At 38.3% G+C, this 18,057-nt stretch carries 11 protein-coding genes; 8 read left to right on the plus strand and 3 right to left on the minus strand.

All coding sequences use genetic code 11. The features are described 5' to 3' along the window. Positions 1–4 precede the first annotated feature (4 nt). Positions 5–1,849 (minus strand): glutamine--fructose-6-phosphate transaminase (isomerizing), encoded by a 1,845-nt coding sequence (glmS, locus tag QUE35_RS13145; RefSeq protein ID WP_022599702.1) that lies wholly within the window; start codon positions 1,847–1,849, stop codon positions 5–7. A gap of 601 nt (positions 1,850–2,450) precedes the next feature. Here glmS and dapF point away from each other — a divergent pair. The 3 genes from dapF to QUE35_RS13160 are packed head-to-tail and all read left to right on the plus strand — an operon-like array spanning position 2,451 to position 6,768. Continuing rightward, positions 2,451–3,290, plus strand: coding sequence for a diaminopimelate epimerase (dapF, locus tag QUE35_RS13150; RefSeq protein ID WP_022599704.1), 840 nt, complete (start codon positions 2,451–2,453; stop codon positions 3,288–3,290). Between the two features lie 21 nt (positions 3,291–3,311). Continuing rightward, positions 3,312–4,541 (plus strand): LL-diaminopimelate aminotransferase, encoded by a 1,230-nt coding sequence (locus QUE35_RS13155; protein WP_009317400.1) that lies wholly within the window; start codon positions 3,312–3,314, stop codon positions 4,539–4,541. 37 nt (positions 4,542–4,578) lie between these two features. Next, on the plus strand, positions 4,579–6,768 hold the full coding sequence (locus QUE35_RS13160) for a glutamine synthetase III family protein (protein WP_009317399.1): 2,190 nt from the start codon (positions 4,579–4,581) through the stop codon (positions 6,766–6,768). 131 nt (positions 6,769–6,899) lie between these two features. On the opposite strand, the gene yidC is transcribed toward QUE35_RS13160, so the two are convergent. Together yidC and pyrG are read right to left on the minus strand one after the other, a co-directional pair. Next, entirely contained in the window at positions 6,900–8,795 is a 1,896-nt protein-coding gene (yidC, locus tag QUE35_RS13165) for a membrane protein insertase YidC (RefSeq protein WP_022599705.1), read from the minus strand. Positions 8,796–8,835: 40 nt separating this feature from the next. After that, positions 8,836–10,446, minus strand: a complete 1,611-nt coding sequence (pyrG, locus tag QUE35_RS13170) for a CTP synthase (protein ID WP_031258088.1) — start codon at positions 10,444–10,446, stop codon at positions 8,836–8,838. 261 nt (positions 10,447–10,707) lie between these two features. Here pyrG and QUE35_RS13175 point away from each other — a divergent pair, with 261 nt between their 5' ends. The 5 genes from QUE35_RS13175 (at position 10,708) to QUE35_RS13195 (ending at position 18,034) form a co-directional block, all read left to right on the plus strand. Continuing rightward, a complete protein-coding gene (locus tag QUE35_RS13175; RefSeq protein WP_147404900.1) occupies positions 10,708–12,138 on the plus strand; it encodes a DUF3078 domain-containing protein in 1,431 nt (476 codons plus the stop codon). Positions 12,139–12,197: 59 nt separating this feature from the next. Next, on the plus strand, positions 12,198–13,976 hold the full coding sequence (locus QUE35_RS13180; RefSeq protein WP_022599712.1) for a trypsin-like peptidase domain-containing protein: 1,779 nt from the start codon (positions 12,198–12,200) through the stop codon (positions 13,974–13,976). A gap of 323 nt (positions 13,977–14,299) precedes the next feature. Beyond that, the gene (locus QUE35_RS13185) at positions 14,300–15,730 is read left to right on the plus strand and encodes an alginate lyase family protein (protein WP_286261026.1); all 1,431 of its coding nucleotides are present in this window, start codon (positions 14,300–14,302) and stop codon (positions 15,728–15,730) included. Continuing rightward, entirely contained in the window at positions 15,705–16,259 is a 555-nt protein-coding gene (locus tag QUE35_RS13190; RefSeq protein WP_286261028.1) for a hypothetical protein, read from the plus strand. Before QUE35_RS13185 ends, QUE35_RS13190 begins: the two co-directional genes overlap by 26 nt. A gap of 8 nt (positions 16,260–16,267) precedes the next feature. Continuing rightward, positions 16,268–18,034, plus strand: coding sequence for a hypothetical protein (locus QUE35_RS13195; RefSeq protein WP_022599716.1), 1,767 nt, complete (start codon positions 16,268–16,270; stop codon positions 18,032–18,034). Positions 18,035–18,057: the final 23 nt, after the last annotated feature.

The following is an 18,057-nucleotide window of genomic DNA, read 5'->3' on the forward strand; positions in this document are numbered from 1 at the left end:
ATTTTTATTCTACGGTTACCGATTTTGCGAGATTCCTCGGCTGATCTACATCTTTCCCTTTGCAAATGGCAATATGGTATGCCAGTAATTGAAGAGGAATTGTCGTGATTAACGGATCGAGGCACGGTATTGTTTTCGGTAATTCGATACAAAAATCGGCAATATTTTTAATAGTTGTATCACCTTCTGTCACAAGGGCTATTACTTTCCCTTTTCGAGCTTTTATTTCTTGTATATTGCTGATTATTTTTTCATATTGGTTATTGTGCGTCGCTACGACTACAACCGGCATTTCGGTATCTATCAGGGCAATTGGTCCGTGTTTCATTTCTGCTGCCGGATAACCCTCTGCGTGGATGTATGATATTTCTTTTAATTTGAGAGCTCCTTCTAAAGCGACCGGATAATTAAATCCTCTGCCTAAGTAGATAAAATTATGTGCATAGGTAAATATTTGTGAAAGATTGGCTATGCTGTCGTTTTTTTCGAGAACCTTTTTCATCTTTTCGGGTATTGTGCTCAGCTCATGTACTACTTGTCGAAATTCTTCATTACCGATACTGTTCTTTTCTCGTGCCAAAGTAAGAGCCAACATTGTGAGAACTGTAACTTGACCGGTAAATGCTTTTGTAGAAGCAACACCAATTTCCGGTCCTACGTGTATGTACGATCCGGTATGCGTAGCTCTCGGGATAGAAGATCCGACAGCATTGCATATTCCGTATATAAATGCTCCTTTATTTTTAGCTTCTTCGACTGCAGCTAATGTATCTGCTGTTTCTCCCGATTGGGAAATAGCAATAACGACGTCACCAGGATTGATGACGGGATTTCGATACCGGAATTCGGAAGCGTATTCGACTTCTACTGGGAAACGGCAAAATTTTTCGATGAGATATTTCCCGATAAGAGCGGCATGCCAAGATGTACCGCATGCTACGATAATAAATCTTTTTGCATGAAGCAGTTTTTCTTTATGATCGATAATGGCGGATAGTGCAATATCAGTCCCTTCTATGTTAATGCGTCCTCGCATGCAATCGTGAATACAGTCGGGCTGTTCGAATATCTCTTTAAGCATAAAGTGGGGATAACCTCCTTTTTCGAGTTGTCCGAGGTTTAATTCTATAGTATTGATTGTCGGGTTTACGGCAATATTATCTTGAGTTACGATCTTCAATTCTTGTCCGCGGTGTATTACAGCGATCTCTCCGTCTTCTAAATATACAACTTTATCGGTGTATTCTACAATGGGAGTAGCATCTGATGCGATAAAATATTCATCTTTTCCTATTCCTATCACCAACGGACTGCTTTTTCTCGCTACGATGATTTCGTCGGGATTATTTCGATTTAAGATGGCGATGGCGTATGCTCCGATGACTTCATGTAAAGCAAGCTGTACCGAAGTCAGTAAGTCGAGGTTATGGGATACTTTGATATATTCAATTAATTGTACCAGAACTTCTGTATCGGTGCTGCTTTTGAATGTATATCCTTTTTCCTGTAATTTCTCTTTAAGGACTGCATAATTCTCAATGATACCGTTATGTATTATAGCCAGATTTTCAGATTCCGAATAATGAGGATGTGCATTCGCTTGACATGGCTCTCCGTGGGTAGCCCAGCGTGTGTGCGCTATTCCTATAGTTCCACTAATATCTTTTTGAGCGGCAAAAACTTCCAAGTCTGAAACTTTCCCTTTTGTCTTATAAACATTTAATTGTTGATTATCGCTGATGAGTGCTACACCTGCACTGTCATAACCTCTGTACTCCAGCCTTTTCAAAGCTTTGATAAGAATTGGGTATGCGTTTTGAGCTCCAATATATCCTACAATTCCACACATAAATGATTGGGTTAATTTATTTCGGCACAAAGATAATTATATAAAATGACATTTTGATCTTTTATATATAAAATAATGAGCAAAAAGATACTTAAAATGAAATATGTATTTTAAAAAGTTAATTTGTAATTCTGAATAGAAGAAATAAGTTATCTTACTATTTCGTTTCTGAATTCTCCTCTTTTTCATAATTTGTTATTTGTGGATTGTGTGATATTTTAATCTGTAAGATCAAATTTTTTTTAGATTAATAATGTCGAAATCATAAAAAAGAAAAGAATAGAATTTATTAATTTTGTTATTTCTATTTCCTGCGAAATCTATTCTTGCAATTATCTGTTTTCTTGAATAATTTTATTCATAATCCTTTTCAATTTTTTTGTGATCAAGAAATAATATCTTATAATTATTCCATTTTGTGTGCATATAAGTAATATTTCGTAATAAATATGGTAAATGAATATCCGATTTATAATATTTCGTTTTTAAAATAGAAAAAAGTTCACATTCTTAGTAGTTATTTTTCAAAACGATATATATTTGCGAATAAATAAAGCAAAAAAGATTGTATTGTTTATTTATATTGTCAAAATGATATATTATGTATCGAGTTGGATTTACTAAAATGCAAGGTGCAGGGAATGATTATATATATGTGAATACATCGGTTTTTCCGATTAGAAATCCTGAAAAATTGGCAATAAAATGGAGCAAATACCACACAGGTATAGGCAGTGACGGGTTGGTGTTGATCGGCAATTCGTATAAGGCAGATTTTAGTATGCGCATTTTTAATGCAGATGGTTCGGAGGCTAAAATGTGCGGGAACGCATCTCGGTGTGTGGGAAAATACTTGTATGACAATCATTTGACAGATAAAACGGAGCTTTTGCTTGATACTTTATCGGGCATAAAATTACTTAAATTGCAGGTTGTTGACGGAAAGGTAACTTATGTCACGGTAGATATGGGTATTCCGGAGTCAATTTATATTATGTCTGAGGGATATGCTGGTTGCATGATTGATATGCCGATAATGGTAGGGAAAAAGTCCTTTAAAGCGACGGCAATATCTATGGGGAATCCTCATTTGGTGATTTTTGTTGATGATGTCGATCGAATCGAATTAGAAAAAGTGGGGTCTATGTTGGAAAATAATCCTTTGTTTCCCGATCGGATCAATGTGGAGTTTGCTCAAGTGAAAAATAAAAATTCTATTAGAATGAGGGTCTGGGAGAGGGGGTCGGGAATTACTCAGGCTTGTGGAACGGGTGCTTGTGCAACGGCAGTGGCAGGTTTTATGACAGGACGTACAGAACGAATTTCTTCCGTAAATATGGATGGCGGAGTGTTGACGATATGTTGGGATGGAGAGACCGATCATGTTTTAATGACCGGAGATGCCGTAAAAGTTTTTGACGGAGAAGTAGAAATAGATTAATTTTTTTAATGCAGAAAGAATATGGCGCTCGTAAATGAACATTTTCTGAAACTTCCGGATAGTTATTTATTTTCGGATATAGCTAAGAAAATAAATACTTTTAAGGTAACCCACCCGAAAGATAAGGTGATCTCTTTGGGGATAGGGGACGTTACACGACCTTTGCCGAAAGCTGTAATCGAAGCTATGCATAAAGCAGTAGATGAAATGGCGGTTAGGGATACATTCAGAGGATATGGTCCTGAACAGGGATACAGTTTCCTGATTGATGCAGTCATAAAAAATGACTTTGTTCCTAAAGGAATCCATTTTGAACCAGGGGAGATATTTATTAATGACGGAGCAAAAAGCGATACTGGAAACATTGGAGATATTTTGCGGCATGATAATAGTATCGGAGTAACTGATCCTATATATCCGGTATATATAGATTCTAATGTGATGTGTGGGAGGGCCGGAACGTTAGAAAATGGAAAATGGAGTAATGTGACTTATATCCCTTGTCGGAGCGAGAACGGTTTTATTCCCGAAATACCGGAGAATCGTATCGATATTCTTTATCTCTGTTATCCGAATAACCCTACTGGTACGGCACTTTCGAAACAAGAATTGAAAAAATGGGTGAATTATGCTTTGTCTAATGATACGTTGATTCTTTTTGATGCTGCTTATGAGGCTTATATACAGGATTCGGATGTTCCGCATTCTATATATGAAATTAAAGGTGCGAAAAAATGTGCTATCGAATTCCGTAGTTTTTCTAAGACAGCAGGATTTACAGGTGTCCGTTGCGGGTATACGGTCGTACCGAAAGAGGTAAGTGCCGCTACTCTTACTGGAGAACGGATTCCTTTGAATCGATTATGGAATCGAAGACAATGTACAAAATTTAATGGAACGTCCTATATTACCCAACGGGCAGCTGAAGCTGTCTATTCTGCCGAAGGACAGATGCAGGTAAAAGAGATTATTCAGTATTATATGACGAATGCTCGTATTATGAAAACCGGACTTTCCGAAACGGGTTTGGAAGTATATGGCGGGGAGAATGCTCCGTATTTATGGGTAAAAGCACCGGACGGTCTTTCTTCATGGAAATTTTTTGAGAGAATGTTGTATGAAGCGAACGTTGTCTGTACTCCGGGAGTAGGTTTCGGCCCATCTGGAGAAGGATATGCCCGTTTAACGGCATTCGGTGATCGGGATGACTGCATGGAGGCTATGTTCCGGCTAAAAAAATGGTTGCGTTGATTTATTAATTTGTAAAAACAATCAAACAATAGGTATTATGTCAACATTGAGATTTAGAGTTGTAGAAACCGCTTTTACTAAAAAAGCGGTGGATGTCGCAGTTCCGGATGAGAGACCTTCGGAATATTTCGGTAAATATGTGTTTAACCGGGCGAAGATGTTTAAATATCTTCCGGAAAAGACATATCGGAAATTGGTCGATGCAATCGACAATGGTACTCCCCTTGATCGTGAAATTGCCGATTCTGTGGCAGAAGGAATGAAAAAATGGGCTATCGAGATGGGGGCTACTCATTATACTCATTGGTTTCATCCTTTAACCGAAGGTACTGCGGAGAAGCATGATGCTTTTGTGGAGCATGACGGTAAGGGCGGTGTTGTAGAAGAATTTTCCGGAAAATTATTGATTCAGCAAGAACCGGATGCTTCGAGTTTCCCGAATGGAGGTATTCGTAATACGTTTGAGGCTCGCGGATATTCGGCTTGGGATCCTTCATCGCCTGCTTTTATTGTAGATGATACACTTTGTATTCCTACTATTTTTATAGCTTATACCGGAGAATCGTTGGACTATAAAGCTCCTTTGTTGAAAGCCTTGGATAGTGTCAATAAAGCGGCCGTAGATGTATGTCATTACTTCGACCATAATGTAAAAAAGGTCTTTGCATATTTGGGTTGGGAACAGGAATATTTTTTGGTTGATGAAGGCTTGTATGCCGCTCGTCCAGATTTATTGCTTACAGGACGTACGCTTATGGGGCATGAAAGTTCGAAAAACCAACAGTTGGAAGATCATTATTTCGGGGCTATTCCTACACGTGTAGCAGCTTTTATGAAAGATCTCGAGATAGAGAGTCTGAAGTTGGGTATTCCGGTGAAAACTCGACATAACGAGGTCGCTCCCAATCAATTTGAATTAGCTCCTATATTTGAAGAGTGTAATCTTGCAAATGACCATAATTTATTGATTATGGCTTTGATGCGGAAAATTTCTCGTCGGCACGGATTTCGAGTTTTGCTTCATGAGAAACCATTTAAAGGTGTAAACGGATCGGGCAAGCATAATAACTGGTCTTTAGGAACTGATACCGGGGTTTTATTGATGGCTCCCGGAAAAACGGCAGAGGACAATTTGCGTTTTGTGACGTTTATTGTAAATGTTTTGATGGCGGTTTATCGTCATAACGGATTGTTAAAAGCCAGTATCTCTTCTGCTACCAATGCCCATCGTTTGGGTGCGAATGAAGCTCCTCCTGCTATTATTTCGAGTTTTTTGGGGACGCAATTGACTCAAGTACTCGATCATCTTGAAGAGAGTTCTAATGATGAATTGATTGCGTTGAGCGGGAAACACGGGATGAAGTTGGACATTCCTCAAATTCCGGAATTGTTGATTGATAATACCGACCGTAATCGGACTTCGCCTTTTGCTTTTACAGGAAATCGTTTTGAGTTCCGTGCTGTAGGCTCTGAGGCGAATTGTGCTTCAGCTATGATTGCTTTGAATACGGCTGTTGCAGAGCAATTGATAGAGTTCAAATCTGAAGTAGATGCCTTGATAGCGAAAGGTGAACCGAAAGTCTCTGCTATTTTAGATGTCGTGCGTAAATATATAAAAGAGAGTAAACCGATTCATTTTGACGGTAACGGTTATAGTGAGGAATGGAAAGCCGAGGCTCTGAAAAGAGGTCTGGATTGTGAGACCAGCGTTCCGGTTATTTTCGATAATTATCTAAAGGAGGAATCCGTTAAAATGTTCGAATCTACCGGAGTAATGACCCGTAAAGAATTGGAAGCCCGTAATGAAGTGAAATGGGAAACTTATACTAAAAAGATACAGATCGAGGCGCGTGTGTTGGGAGATCTCGCCATGAATCATATTATTCCTATTTCGACGAAATATCAATCTGAACTTATCGATAATGTTTACAAAATAAGAAGTCTTTTTTCTGAAGATAAAGCCGTTTTATTGTGTGGTAAGGATTTGGATATTATCGAGGAAATCGGACATCGGGAATTAGCGATAAAAGAGAAAGTCGAAGAGATGATCGAAGCACGTAAAAAGGCTAATAAAATTGCCGATGAAAGAGAAAAGGCGATAGCATACCATGATACGGTAGCACCCAAGTTTGATGAAATCCGTTATCATATCGATAAACTTGAACTGATCGTGGATGACCAAATGTGGACTTTGCCGAAATATCGGGAGTTGCTTTTTATTCGTTAGAAAAAATAAGGATGTTTAATTTATTGGAGATGCCTTTCGGAAGAGGTATTTCTTATAGGATTAAAATAAATGAAAAAGAAACGGTCGAAAATAATCTCTTTCCGACCGTTTCTTTTCTATATAGACGGATTTTATCTCCGTTTATTTTTTTGTTGTTGTCTCAAAGCTGCTTGTTGTTGTCGTTGAGCCTCTTCCAGACGAGCCATAAATCCTGATTTCTTGCGAGGTTTTTTCTGATTTTCTTTAAGTTGCGCAAGAACTTTTTCTTCATTGATACATTTACGGAATATGTAGGTCTGGATAATTGTGATCAATGTAGAAACAAAATAATAGTAACTCAACCCTGAAGCGTAGTTATTGAAAATGAACAAGAACATTAAGGGCATGAGATACATCATGACTTTCATACCCGGCATTTGCTGGCTTCCGCCGGTATTGTCCATATTGATCTTTGTATATAAAATATTCGTAATAGTCATTAACAGACAGAACAAACTGATATGATTTCCGAAATACGGAGTAATCAAGGGTATATAGGCATCCCAACTGAATATGGCATCATAAGATGATAAATCTTGAGCCCAAAGGAATGATTGTTGTCTTAATTCGATAGATGAAGGGAAGAATGCAAACATCGCTAATAGAATCGGCATCTGCAATAACATAGGCAAACATCCGCTCATCGGATTGATTCCTGCTTTGCTGTACAAGTCCATTGTCGCTCTTTGACGATCTATAGCTTTGTCTTGTCCCGGATATTTGGCGTTTATTTCTTCGATCTGAGGACGCAATACCCGCATACGGGCGCTGGACATGTAGGATTTAAATGTAAGCGGAGCTAAGAATATTTTGATGATGATTGTCATCAATAGAATGATGATTCCGTAATTTGCAATATATTTTCCTAAGAAAGTAAATATGGGTATGATTATCCATGTGTTGATCCATCGGAAAAATTTAAATCCCAGCGGTACAAGTTTATCCAGATCGAGGGCTTTGTCATCATCGACGCCTTTGTCATAGCTGTGTAATAGAGGATAAAGGTTCGGTCCTAAATAAAAACGAAATCCCGGTCCGTTATTATCCGCCGGATTATAATCCACTGTCGTTTCTGTATGGAAGTTTTTCAAATATGCCGGATCATTATTCATCCCTGAACGAATGAGAGCACCATTGAATTTTCCGTCAGGTATCAAAGCTGATGAGAAAAACTGATTCTTATATCCGATCCATTTAAGTCCTAACGAAATGGTCTCCTGTTCATCTTTAGATTCACTCAAATGGTCGACGTCCGAACCTACGAATTTATAATATAATGCACTATTTCTTTCTTCGAACATGCGCCCTTTTTCCTGGCTGCGCAGGTTCTGATTCCAGAATAAATCCAGACTTGCCGTATTACCGGGAAGAATAGTTTCCATTCCTTTTTGGCGGATATCCATTTTGACCATATAGCTGTTTTCTGGTAAAGTATAGACAAGATCAAAGAATTTGCCATTACCGAAATCGAGCCGCATCGTTACAGATTTTCCGTCTTTTCCTGCAATAGGTTTAAAGAAAAGATCGGTCGTGTTTACAATACGCCCTCCGGTCTTGAAAATAAATCCGTATTCGTTATCCTTTTCGTCGAAAAGAGTAAGAGGCAGCGAGTCATGAGTCTTGTATTTATTTAAAGTAGCTTCGGTCAAAGCTCCTCCTTTACTTGAGAATGAGAGAGATACAAGATCATTTTTCAGATTTATTTTTTCATTTTCTCCTGTCGTAAAGTCCGAAAAGATTCCGAACGCTTCTTTCATTTGTACTTGACGAAGAGAATCCTCGTTTAGAACGGTGATAGTCGAATCTGCATTACCGGCTACCATTTGGCTTTGTTGTATCTCTTCCAGTTTTTTCTGTTCAACCTGAGCAATGGAGTCGTTTCTGCGTTGAAGTTCTTGCAATTGTTCGGGTGTAGGTTTTGTAAACCACGAATAGCCGAAAAGAACGGCAGCGATAAGAACAAAACCAATAATCGTATTTTTATCCATATATATGTATGATCGTTTTTATTCTTTTCCGGTTTCCGGATTATTTCTTGTTTTTAATGACAGCTTTAATAAAATCTATGAAGAGAGGATTAGGACGTAATACCGTACTGTTATATTCAGGATGGTATTGTACTCCTATAAACCATGAAAGAGAAGGTATTTCTACAACCTCTACAAGGTGTGTTTCCGGGTTTTCTCCAACACATTTCATCCCTGCCGCTTCAAATTCAGCACGATAATCACTGTTAAACTCGAAACGGTGACGGTGACGTTCTTTAATATGAGTCGATTGATAGGCTTTGGCAGTTTTCGAATCCGGATCAAGTACGCAATCATATTCGCCTAAACGCATGGTCCCGCCCATATTAGAAACGCTTTTTTGGCTTTCCATCAAATCGATTACGTTATGTTTGGTACTTACTTCCATCTCTGTCGAGTTGGCATCGGCATAGCCCAGTACGTTTCTGGCAAATTCGATTACCATACATTGCATGCCTAAACAAATACCGAATGTCGGTACATCATGTTCGCGGGCATATTTTATAGCGGTGAATTTACCTTCGATACCTCTTTGTCCGAATCCCGGAGCGATGAGAAGCCCGTCCATAGAACCGAGCAATTCTTCAACGTTGGACTCGTTTAATTTTTCCGAATGAATAAGTTGCAGATCCAATTTACGGTCGTTGTATGTTGCTGCTTGAAATAAAGCTTCGTCGATCGATTTGTATGCGTCTTGCAATTCAACATATTTCCCGACCAATCCGATGCGAACGCTTTCTTTAGCATTCTTCACGCGGGCAAGAAATTCTTTCCACGGTTTCAGCTCGGGGGTCGATCCGACAGGCATGCCGGTCTTGGTCAGTACTATTTCATCCAGTTTTTGTTGTTGCATTTTTAATGGAACTTCATAAATAGAAGGTACGTCGATAGACTGTATGACAGCTTCCGGTGCTACATTACAGAATAATGCTACTTTACGACGAATCTCATTGCTTAGTTCGTGTTCTGTTCGTAAAACCAGAATATCCGGTTGTATCCCTACTTCCTGTAACTGCTTTACAGAATGTTGAGTTGGTTTTGTCTTTACCTCTTTTGCCGCAGCAATAAAAGGAACGTAAGTCAAATGGATGCAAAGACAGCTTTTACCGAGTTCCCATTTTAGTTGGCGGACACTTTCAAGAAAAGGAAGAGATTCTATATCTCCGACAGTACCGCCGATTTCGGTGATAACGAAATCGAATTCGTTCTTAGTTCCCAGTAATTTTACGTTTCTCTTTATCTCATCGGTAATATGCGGTATGATTTGTACCGTTTTACCTAAATAATCACCGCGTCTTTCTTTATTAATTACATTTTGGTAAATACGTCCTGTGGTGATATTGTTCGCACGTGTTGTACGAATATTGGTAAACCGTTCGTAGTGGCCTAAATCGAGATCGGCTTCATGTCCATCTACTGTAACGTAACATTCCCCATGTTCATAAGGATTTAATGTCCCCGGATCAATGTTTATATACGGGTCGAACTTTTGAATGGTAACATTATAGCCTCTGGCTTGAAGCAATTTGGCGAGAGATGCTGAGATAATGCCTTTCCCTAAAGAAGAAACAACTCCGCCTGTAACGAAAATATACTTTGTATCCACTACTATATGATATTTAATACATTAATTTATGTGCAGATAATTTTTCAAAACGCAAAAGTAGAAAAAAAACTTCAGATTTACGGGAAAACTGTTTTTAATTAATTATCAATTAACAATATTCTTTTGAGGCTTTCCGCATTTCGTTTTTTGTAATTATGAAATATGTATTTAACTATAAAATAATTACATTTGCAAAATATTGCTGTGCCGGTCTTGTTTTGGAGAGCAAAGGGTTCGGCAAATAGATCTTATTTAAAAGACTGGAATATGTTTTTAAAATTTTGCCGGAGTACGGTTCTTTCATTAATGTGCCTTGTTTATTTTATAGCTGCTTCTGCTGCTAACGATTCGGTTTTTCAGGTTAGCGCATTTTCTCAACGACATTTGCCGGATTCGGTTACTGTTGAACAGTCCGATTCATTACAGGGCAAACAGAGTATGTTGTTGCAGTTGATATCTACGGACTCTATTTCTTTGACTCCGGAGGTACAGGAGGCTTTGGATATGGTATTGTTCCCGGATAGTATAGTTCAGGATGACGAAATGTCATTGTTGGATTCTCCTTATTTTTTGCCGATTATTTTTGACCGGTATAAAAATCCGGATTCGCTAAATGTATTTATTCCGTTCAAAAAAACATATTCATCGTTCAAACCTTTTTCCTATACTTTTAAAGAACCCGAATGGTTGATGCGGGTTAAAGGGTTGCAAACCATGAGGGAGAGAGGTCGCTTCTGGGTGATTATAAATCATCCGGAATGTGTAAAATATAATACGGATAATTTGCCGGAAGTTCCTAAAGTTAAAGTAATGGAAACTTCTCCGAGAAAAAATCTGTTGAAATTGGAGGATATGACGGTTTCGGTATCTCAGTCATCTATAAATGCCGGAGAAAGAAAATTGAAACATTGGATTTCAGGACTCCAAAGCTCTATTCAGTTTTCTCAAGTACATATTTCAGAAAATTGGTATCAAGGTGGAGAAAGTAATTTAAATATTGTCAGCAATCAGGTATATACGTTGAAGTTCGATGATTATGACCGGATGATTTTTGAAAATACGGTTCAGTGGAAAGTAAACGTTAATAGTGCTCCGGAAGATACTATACGAAAAATAAGAATAAGCGAAGATCTCTTCCAGATTAATTCAAAGTTCGGTTTTAAAGCCTTTAAAAGTTGGTATTATACTGCTACACTATTTTTTAAAACACAGTTGTTTGATAATTATAAGGCCAATACAACCGAAAAATTAGCGGAATTCCTTTCTCCTGGAGAGTTTAATGCCGGTCTCGGTATGTCATACAATTATAAACAAGAGAAGTGGAAGTTTGAGTCATCGGTAGTATTATCTCCGTTTTCTTATAATTTGAAATTTGTAGCGAACGATCGAGATATAAATCCGGCCAATTCCGGTATTAATGCGGGTAATACGCTCAATCAGTTCGGTTCTTCTTTCGAGGTAACCGTTAAATGGGAATTTTACAGAAATATGAAATGGAGCTCAAGACTATTCTATTTTACTAATTATGAGCAAATTCAATCTGATTTTGAAAATAGTTTTGATTTCATTCTGAATCGTTTTTTCTCAACTCGTCTTTTCCTTCACTTAAGGTATGATGATGCCCGGGAGAAAAAAGACCGTAAGACTCATTTCCAATTTAAAGAATTGCTGAGTTTCGGCTTCAATTATAGCTTTTAATTGATTTTTGTACCTTTTTTAAACAGTATGGTTCGTGTTTTTATAGATTCTTTAAAACCATGAAAAAATATATCTCTTTATTTGTTTTGCTGATGTCACTAATTTTATCTGTATCTGCAAAGTCGGATAAAAAAGATGAACCTGTTAAAAAGTGGTATAAGCAGAGTTATTGTGTCGAAGGTTATACAGAGGAAGAAGCCCGGCTTTTACATAATTCCAGAGAAATAGACCCGATAGAGGGAATTTGGCAAAATTATAATGGAGAACGATGGTCTATAGAACGTTTTACGGATCAGAATATACCGGAACAGTTTAAGTATCGAATAGTCAAGGTTAAAACTTTTAAGTATTTGACGCCGGGAATGGTTGACGGATTTTTAGAATTGACGGCGGATAAAGGAACTTTTAATCTTGTGGTGTGCCACAGATACGGTAAAGTCAGATATATAAATCATATAGCGACGTTGCTATATCGTAATCGTCTCGATATAGAAGGCTGGTTATGGAATTTCAGACTTATGAAAGTTTATCCTACTTCTGAGTCGAAATCGGCAGAGGATTCTTATACCGGGACGGGAAGCGGTTTTGCTCTTTCTTCTGACGGGTATATCGCTACTTGCAATCATGTAACAGAAGATGCAAAGCATATTCAGGTGACAGGAATCAACGGTGATTTTACTCGTTTTTATAATGCTCAAGTCATTCTTTCCGATCCCATGACAGATCTTTCTGTTATAAAAATCAATGATCCTGAGTTTAAGACTTTGGGGGAGGTAAATTATGATTTACGGACAGATGTCCCTGTCGAAGGAGAACCTTGTTATGCAATAGGATATCCACGTGCCGATCTTTTGGGGGATAATGTGAAGGTGACGAATGGGATCATCAGTGCTGTGAATGCAGGAAAAGCCGGACCTGTCTTTTGCCAGATATCCGTTCCGGTGACCTACGGAAACAGCGGAGGACCTCTGATCGATGGTAATGGAAATGTTTTGGGTATAATTTCTGCCGGTTATGGAGATAAAGCCGGGTATATGGCAAATCTTGCCGTGAAGGCATCTTATCTTAAATTGTTGTTGGAGAGTGATCCTGTTTTAAGAAAGTTGACTTTTAAACCTATACTTGTAAAAAGGTCGTTGACCGAGATTGTCAGGCAGGTGAAAGATAATGTATATTTAATAAAAGTCAGCAATAGTGAGCCTGAAAGTTCTAAAAATAATATAGTTACCGATAAATCGATAAATTCGATACCTCGTCCGGAATTACAGGATAATGGCAATCGTGTTTCTGTCCTGAATGAAGTGAAAGAGAAACACCGTTCAGGAAATTATGAAGACGCGGTGAATATCCTTTCCGAAGAATTGCAAAAAGACTCTCTTTGGGCTGATGCTTATTATTTCAGAGCTTTATGTTATTCTGCACTGGGACGGCAAAATGAGGCGATTCTTGATTATGATTCTGTTTTGAAATATCATAAAGGAAAAAGTACAAACTATTCTTTGTCGGAAATATACCAGAATAAATCTATTTGTCAGGCATTTGTCGGAGCGTACAATGGTGCGTTGGAAACCATAGATAAAGCAATTATAGCAGATGAGTCTGATGCAAAAAGTTATGAAGTTCGGGGCTGTATTTATTATTATTTGAGAGATTATGGGAAATGTATCGATGATCTTACTCGTACAATTGAAAAAGGAAACAGAATAACGACTGCTTATTATTTCAGGGCCTTGGCTAAGTTTGCTTTAAAAGACTTTGCCGGAGCTCGGTTGGATATGGAGCAGGCAGCTTCAATGGGTGATGAGGATGCCGCACAGTGGTTAGAAAGATACCGGTAAGGGAGTGTTTCAATTTTGTTCAATCAGTTTTGAGAACAATAAAACAGTCTGGAAGAAAGAGCAAGGTGACTGACCATATTTTTATTGGAAAATTCGAATAAGTTCTACAATAAAACCTGTATTTCTATAATATTGAAGGTTATTTGGATTTTTGGGTTTGTACTGAATCTGTCTTAAAATCTTCTTGAAAAAATTAAACAGACTCTTATCTCTGATTTTTTTCGTATTACTTGATATATTAATTGTTTTTTGTGTAAATTTTAAGCACTTTTTAATGTGTCGGTTTTTTCTTTGCAATAAAGTTTAATGCAAAGAAATATCTTATGAAACACACATCACTAAAAAGCCTTTTGTTTCTTTTTGTTTTTGTCTTAACCGTATTACCTGTATTTGCAGGTGGACAATCATATTATTGTTATTCTCCGGATGACATCATTCAAATTCGAAAATCTGCGCAGACTTCATGGGGGAGGAAGATTCTTGACCGGATTAAAACGGATATAGCTGAACGCCGTTCCCATGATCTTACAGTTCCCGTTGTCGAAGGAGGACATATTCATCATTATTATTGTGATAAAGACGGTCAGCGGTTGACTTTTGACTGGGATAAGCCTCATGCGCACTATTGCTCGGCTTGTAAAACGACTTATACCCATGTAAACCGTTTCGATTGGGCTTGGATTTATATGGTACACCGTAAAAATCAAGAGTATCTGCAAGCTTGTATGTATGCTTATATGGCTACGGGAGATTTGCTGTATGTCAATTATATCAAAGATATGTTGCTCGATTATGCATCGAAATATGCAGCATATAAAGAGTATAATGCTGCTCGGGTTATTAGTGACAAACATAGCGGCAAGGCTTTTGCGCAAAGTTTAGATGAAGCGACTTGGGCTACCTATGCACTTCCGTCCTACACGGTTATAAAGAAATATCTGACACAAGAAGAGATCGGTAAGATAGAAAGCGGACTTTTGCGTCCTTGCGCTGAATTATTGCTTAATCGCCCTGCCGGGGCAAATTGGCAGATGTGGCATAATAGCGGTCTTGCGGTTTTGGGAGTTGCTTTAGAGAATGACTCTATTATCGACGTTGCTATGAATGATCCGGTAAGGGGATATTATGCTTTGATGAAAAAGCATTTGAAACCCGACGGGTGGATAGATGAAGGTTCTCCTAATTATCATTATTTCCCGTTACAAGCTTTAATTCATACGGCAGATGTCATGCGCTGTCGTGGAATAAATTTGTATAATGAGGATATGAGGAAGATGTTTGTTGCTCCGATTAAGGGAACTTACCCCGATTTAAGCTATCCTGCACATAGTGACGGTTGGTATGGTGCGAGTGTTTTGAGTGAGTTGCCTATTCATGAACTGGCTTTCGCCCGTTTAAAAGACCCGGTTATTGAAACTGTCTTGGAACATGCTTACGGAATGACAGATCGAACGGCATATGAATCGTTGCTTACGGGGCAGGATATAAAGCCTGTTAAAGAACCGATGATACAACCGAGTTATTGTTACCCGCAATCCGGATTTCTTTGTTTGCGAAGCGGAGCTGTTTCTTCGGTATTAAAATTCGGTGGTCAGGGAATAGGGCACGGACATCCCGATAAATTATCTATAACGATACATAACGGAGAAAAAGAACTGATTTCTGATTTCGGTACGTGTGCTTACGGACTTAAATTGTATTTAGATTGGTATCGAAACTCGTTGCCTCATGATCATGGTAACCGTAGATTATAAGGACCAGAATCGCAAGGCTTTAGGAAAATTGATCAGCTATGAGGCTACTCCGAACGGAGGTCGGGCAGAAGCTGAGTGTACGACAGCTTATTCAGGAGTGAGAATGTTACGGAAGATGAATCTGGAGGGAAATATCTTGGACGATACGTTTGATTGTGCTTCAGATTCTGTACATGTGTATGAGTATGTACTTTTATTCAATGAAAAGCCTGTGTTTAAAGCCGGAAAGGGACAGTCTGTCGTGTTGGATGAGTCGAAAGTACATTCGCGGATTAAAAATGTAAAGAAATATAAAGTCGGTAAAAAAGTTTCATTTAAAACTCCTTCGGGAGATCTGCTCTTGAAGTTATCGGAAGCGCCGGTTAAGGAGCTGTTGGTTGGTGAAGCTCCCGGAATACCTGCGTTGAAACTTGCAGAAGAGGGAACAGGAGCTCAGTTATGTTATCCTGTCATTGTTCGTTTACAAGGATCGAAGAATATGCGGATAAGTGCGAGATGGACGATATTTAATGCGAATACTAATAAATAACACACACAATGAAAAAATGTAAATTTATTTATCTGGCAATGTTGGGAGTTTTTGCTGTTTCTACAGCACAGGCTTTGCCGTATGACCAGAAGTACTGGAATCAGAAATTACAGATCGAACCGTTTCGTCTGCCTTTGCCTCCGGTAGGTTATCAGGTAGAGTATATCGATTTAAATGGAGATGGAAAGCCTGACGCGATTAAATCCGTTACAGTAAACGATACTCCTATTCTTTGGTTAGATGACGACGGTAACATGAAAGAAGGGGATATTGAGGGAGATATGATCAATGATTGTTTGTTGATTGACCGTAATAAAGATGGAATTTATGGTGGACAAGGGGACTTGATTATCGATTGGGTCGATACGGATGATGACGGTAAAGCAGATATGCAGATCGTAATCGAATATCCGAAAAAAAATACCGGAGAAGTCTGGCCGAACGGGCATTATATGATTATGCGTGATTTGGATAAAGATAATATTTTCAATTATATTAATTGGAATGATTTTAGTTTACGCTGTTGGGATAAAAACGGAGTTTGCGATTTTTATGAAGATTATAGCGGTCAGACGATGTTCATGAAAATTCATACATCTACTTATGACATTAAAGATTTACGTTTGAATTGGGAAAATCCGTTTTTGTTTTATGATGAAGATGGCGATGGTCTGACCGAAATGGCCATACGGTTTGTCGATTCTCCTAAAATAAAAGATAGAAGCAAACCTTCGAATAGTTATGTAAACCGTCAGTTGGAAGGACGTATCGATTGGGTTTCTATGGCTGTCGATTTAGATAACGACAATGCTCCTGGTAACGAATTTGATTTTGATTTTACAATAGGTTTCCAGGGTAAAGGTTTTGATTATACCGATCAGGTACATAAAGTTAATAATTTGCGAGGCATGCCTGAGGCGGATAAATTTTTCATGGATCCTCGTTACCGTCAATTGACAGAATTTTTGTATCCCGACCATAAAAGTGCTAAAGAGATGATCTTTAAAAGAGGAGAGTGGTCGAGAGTCAATTTTGTATATGACGAGGACGATGATTGCGGACGTTGGGAGCGAGTAGAATTTTATGATCCGTTAGATCCGTTCAAAATCGGCTGGAAAAATGGCGGTATTGATAATAATAAACAGTCTGATGCTGCCGGAGACCGGGGAGAATGGGATATGGATAATTCGGGAAAAGGTAAATTATATGTAGGTAAGTTCGACGGTCGTTTACATTTATATGGAGCTGAATGGGGTTGCTGGCGCATAGACCAGAATGCCAATTATTATCAAGGCTGGGATCGTATGTGGATGGGTATGGACCGGCAGCCCGGAAAATTCGGTACTGTAAAATATACCGATAAAGATGACAACGGCTTTTTCGATTATATCGAATATGATCTTGACGGAGATAAAAAGTTCGAGATGACGATAGATTTAAAGGCACTGGGGCTGGATGATCGCTGTGAGTTGATTGATATTTCTACATTCAAATATAAAGATTATACTTCTATGATGAAGAAAATGTCTAAGTCGATGTGGAAAAATGCAATGACTGCCGTTCAAGTTGCGCATAAATATAATGTACAGACATTGTGGTATGCTAAATTGATGCAGGCGCTTTCTGTCCGTCAGCAATACAATAACGGTTATTGGTTGCAGTTCTATATCTATAAAGATCTTGAACACACTTTTATGCAGAAAGGAGATCAGGAAAAATTAAAACAGTTGACTGTTGCATATTATTCGGGAAATTGGAAATCGATGCTGAAATAATATAGCGGTATAGACTGTGATCG

The organism is Coprobacter fastidiosus, assembly GCF_030296935.1.
GTDB lineage: Bacteria > Bacteroidota > Bacteroidia > Bacteroidales > Coprobacteraceae > Coprobacter > Coprobacter fastidiosus.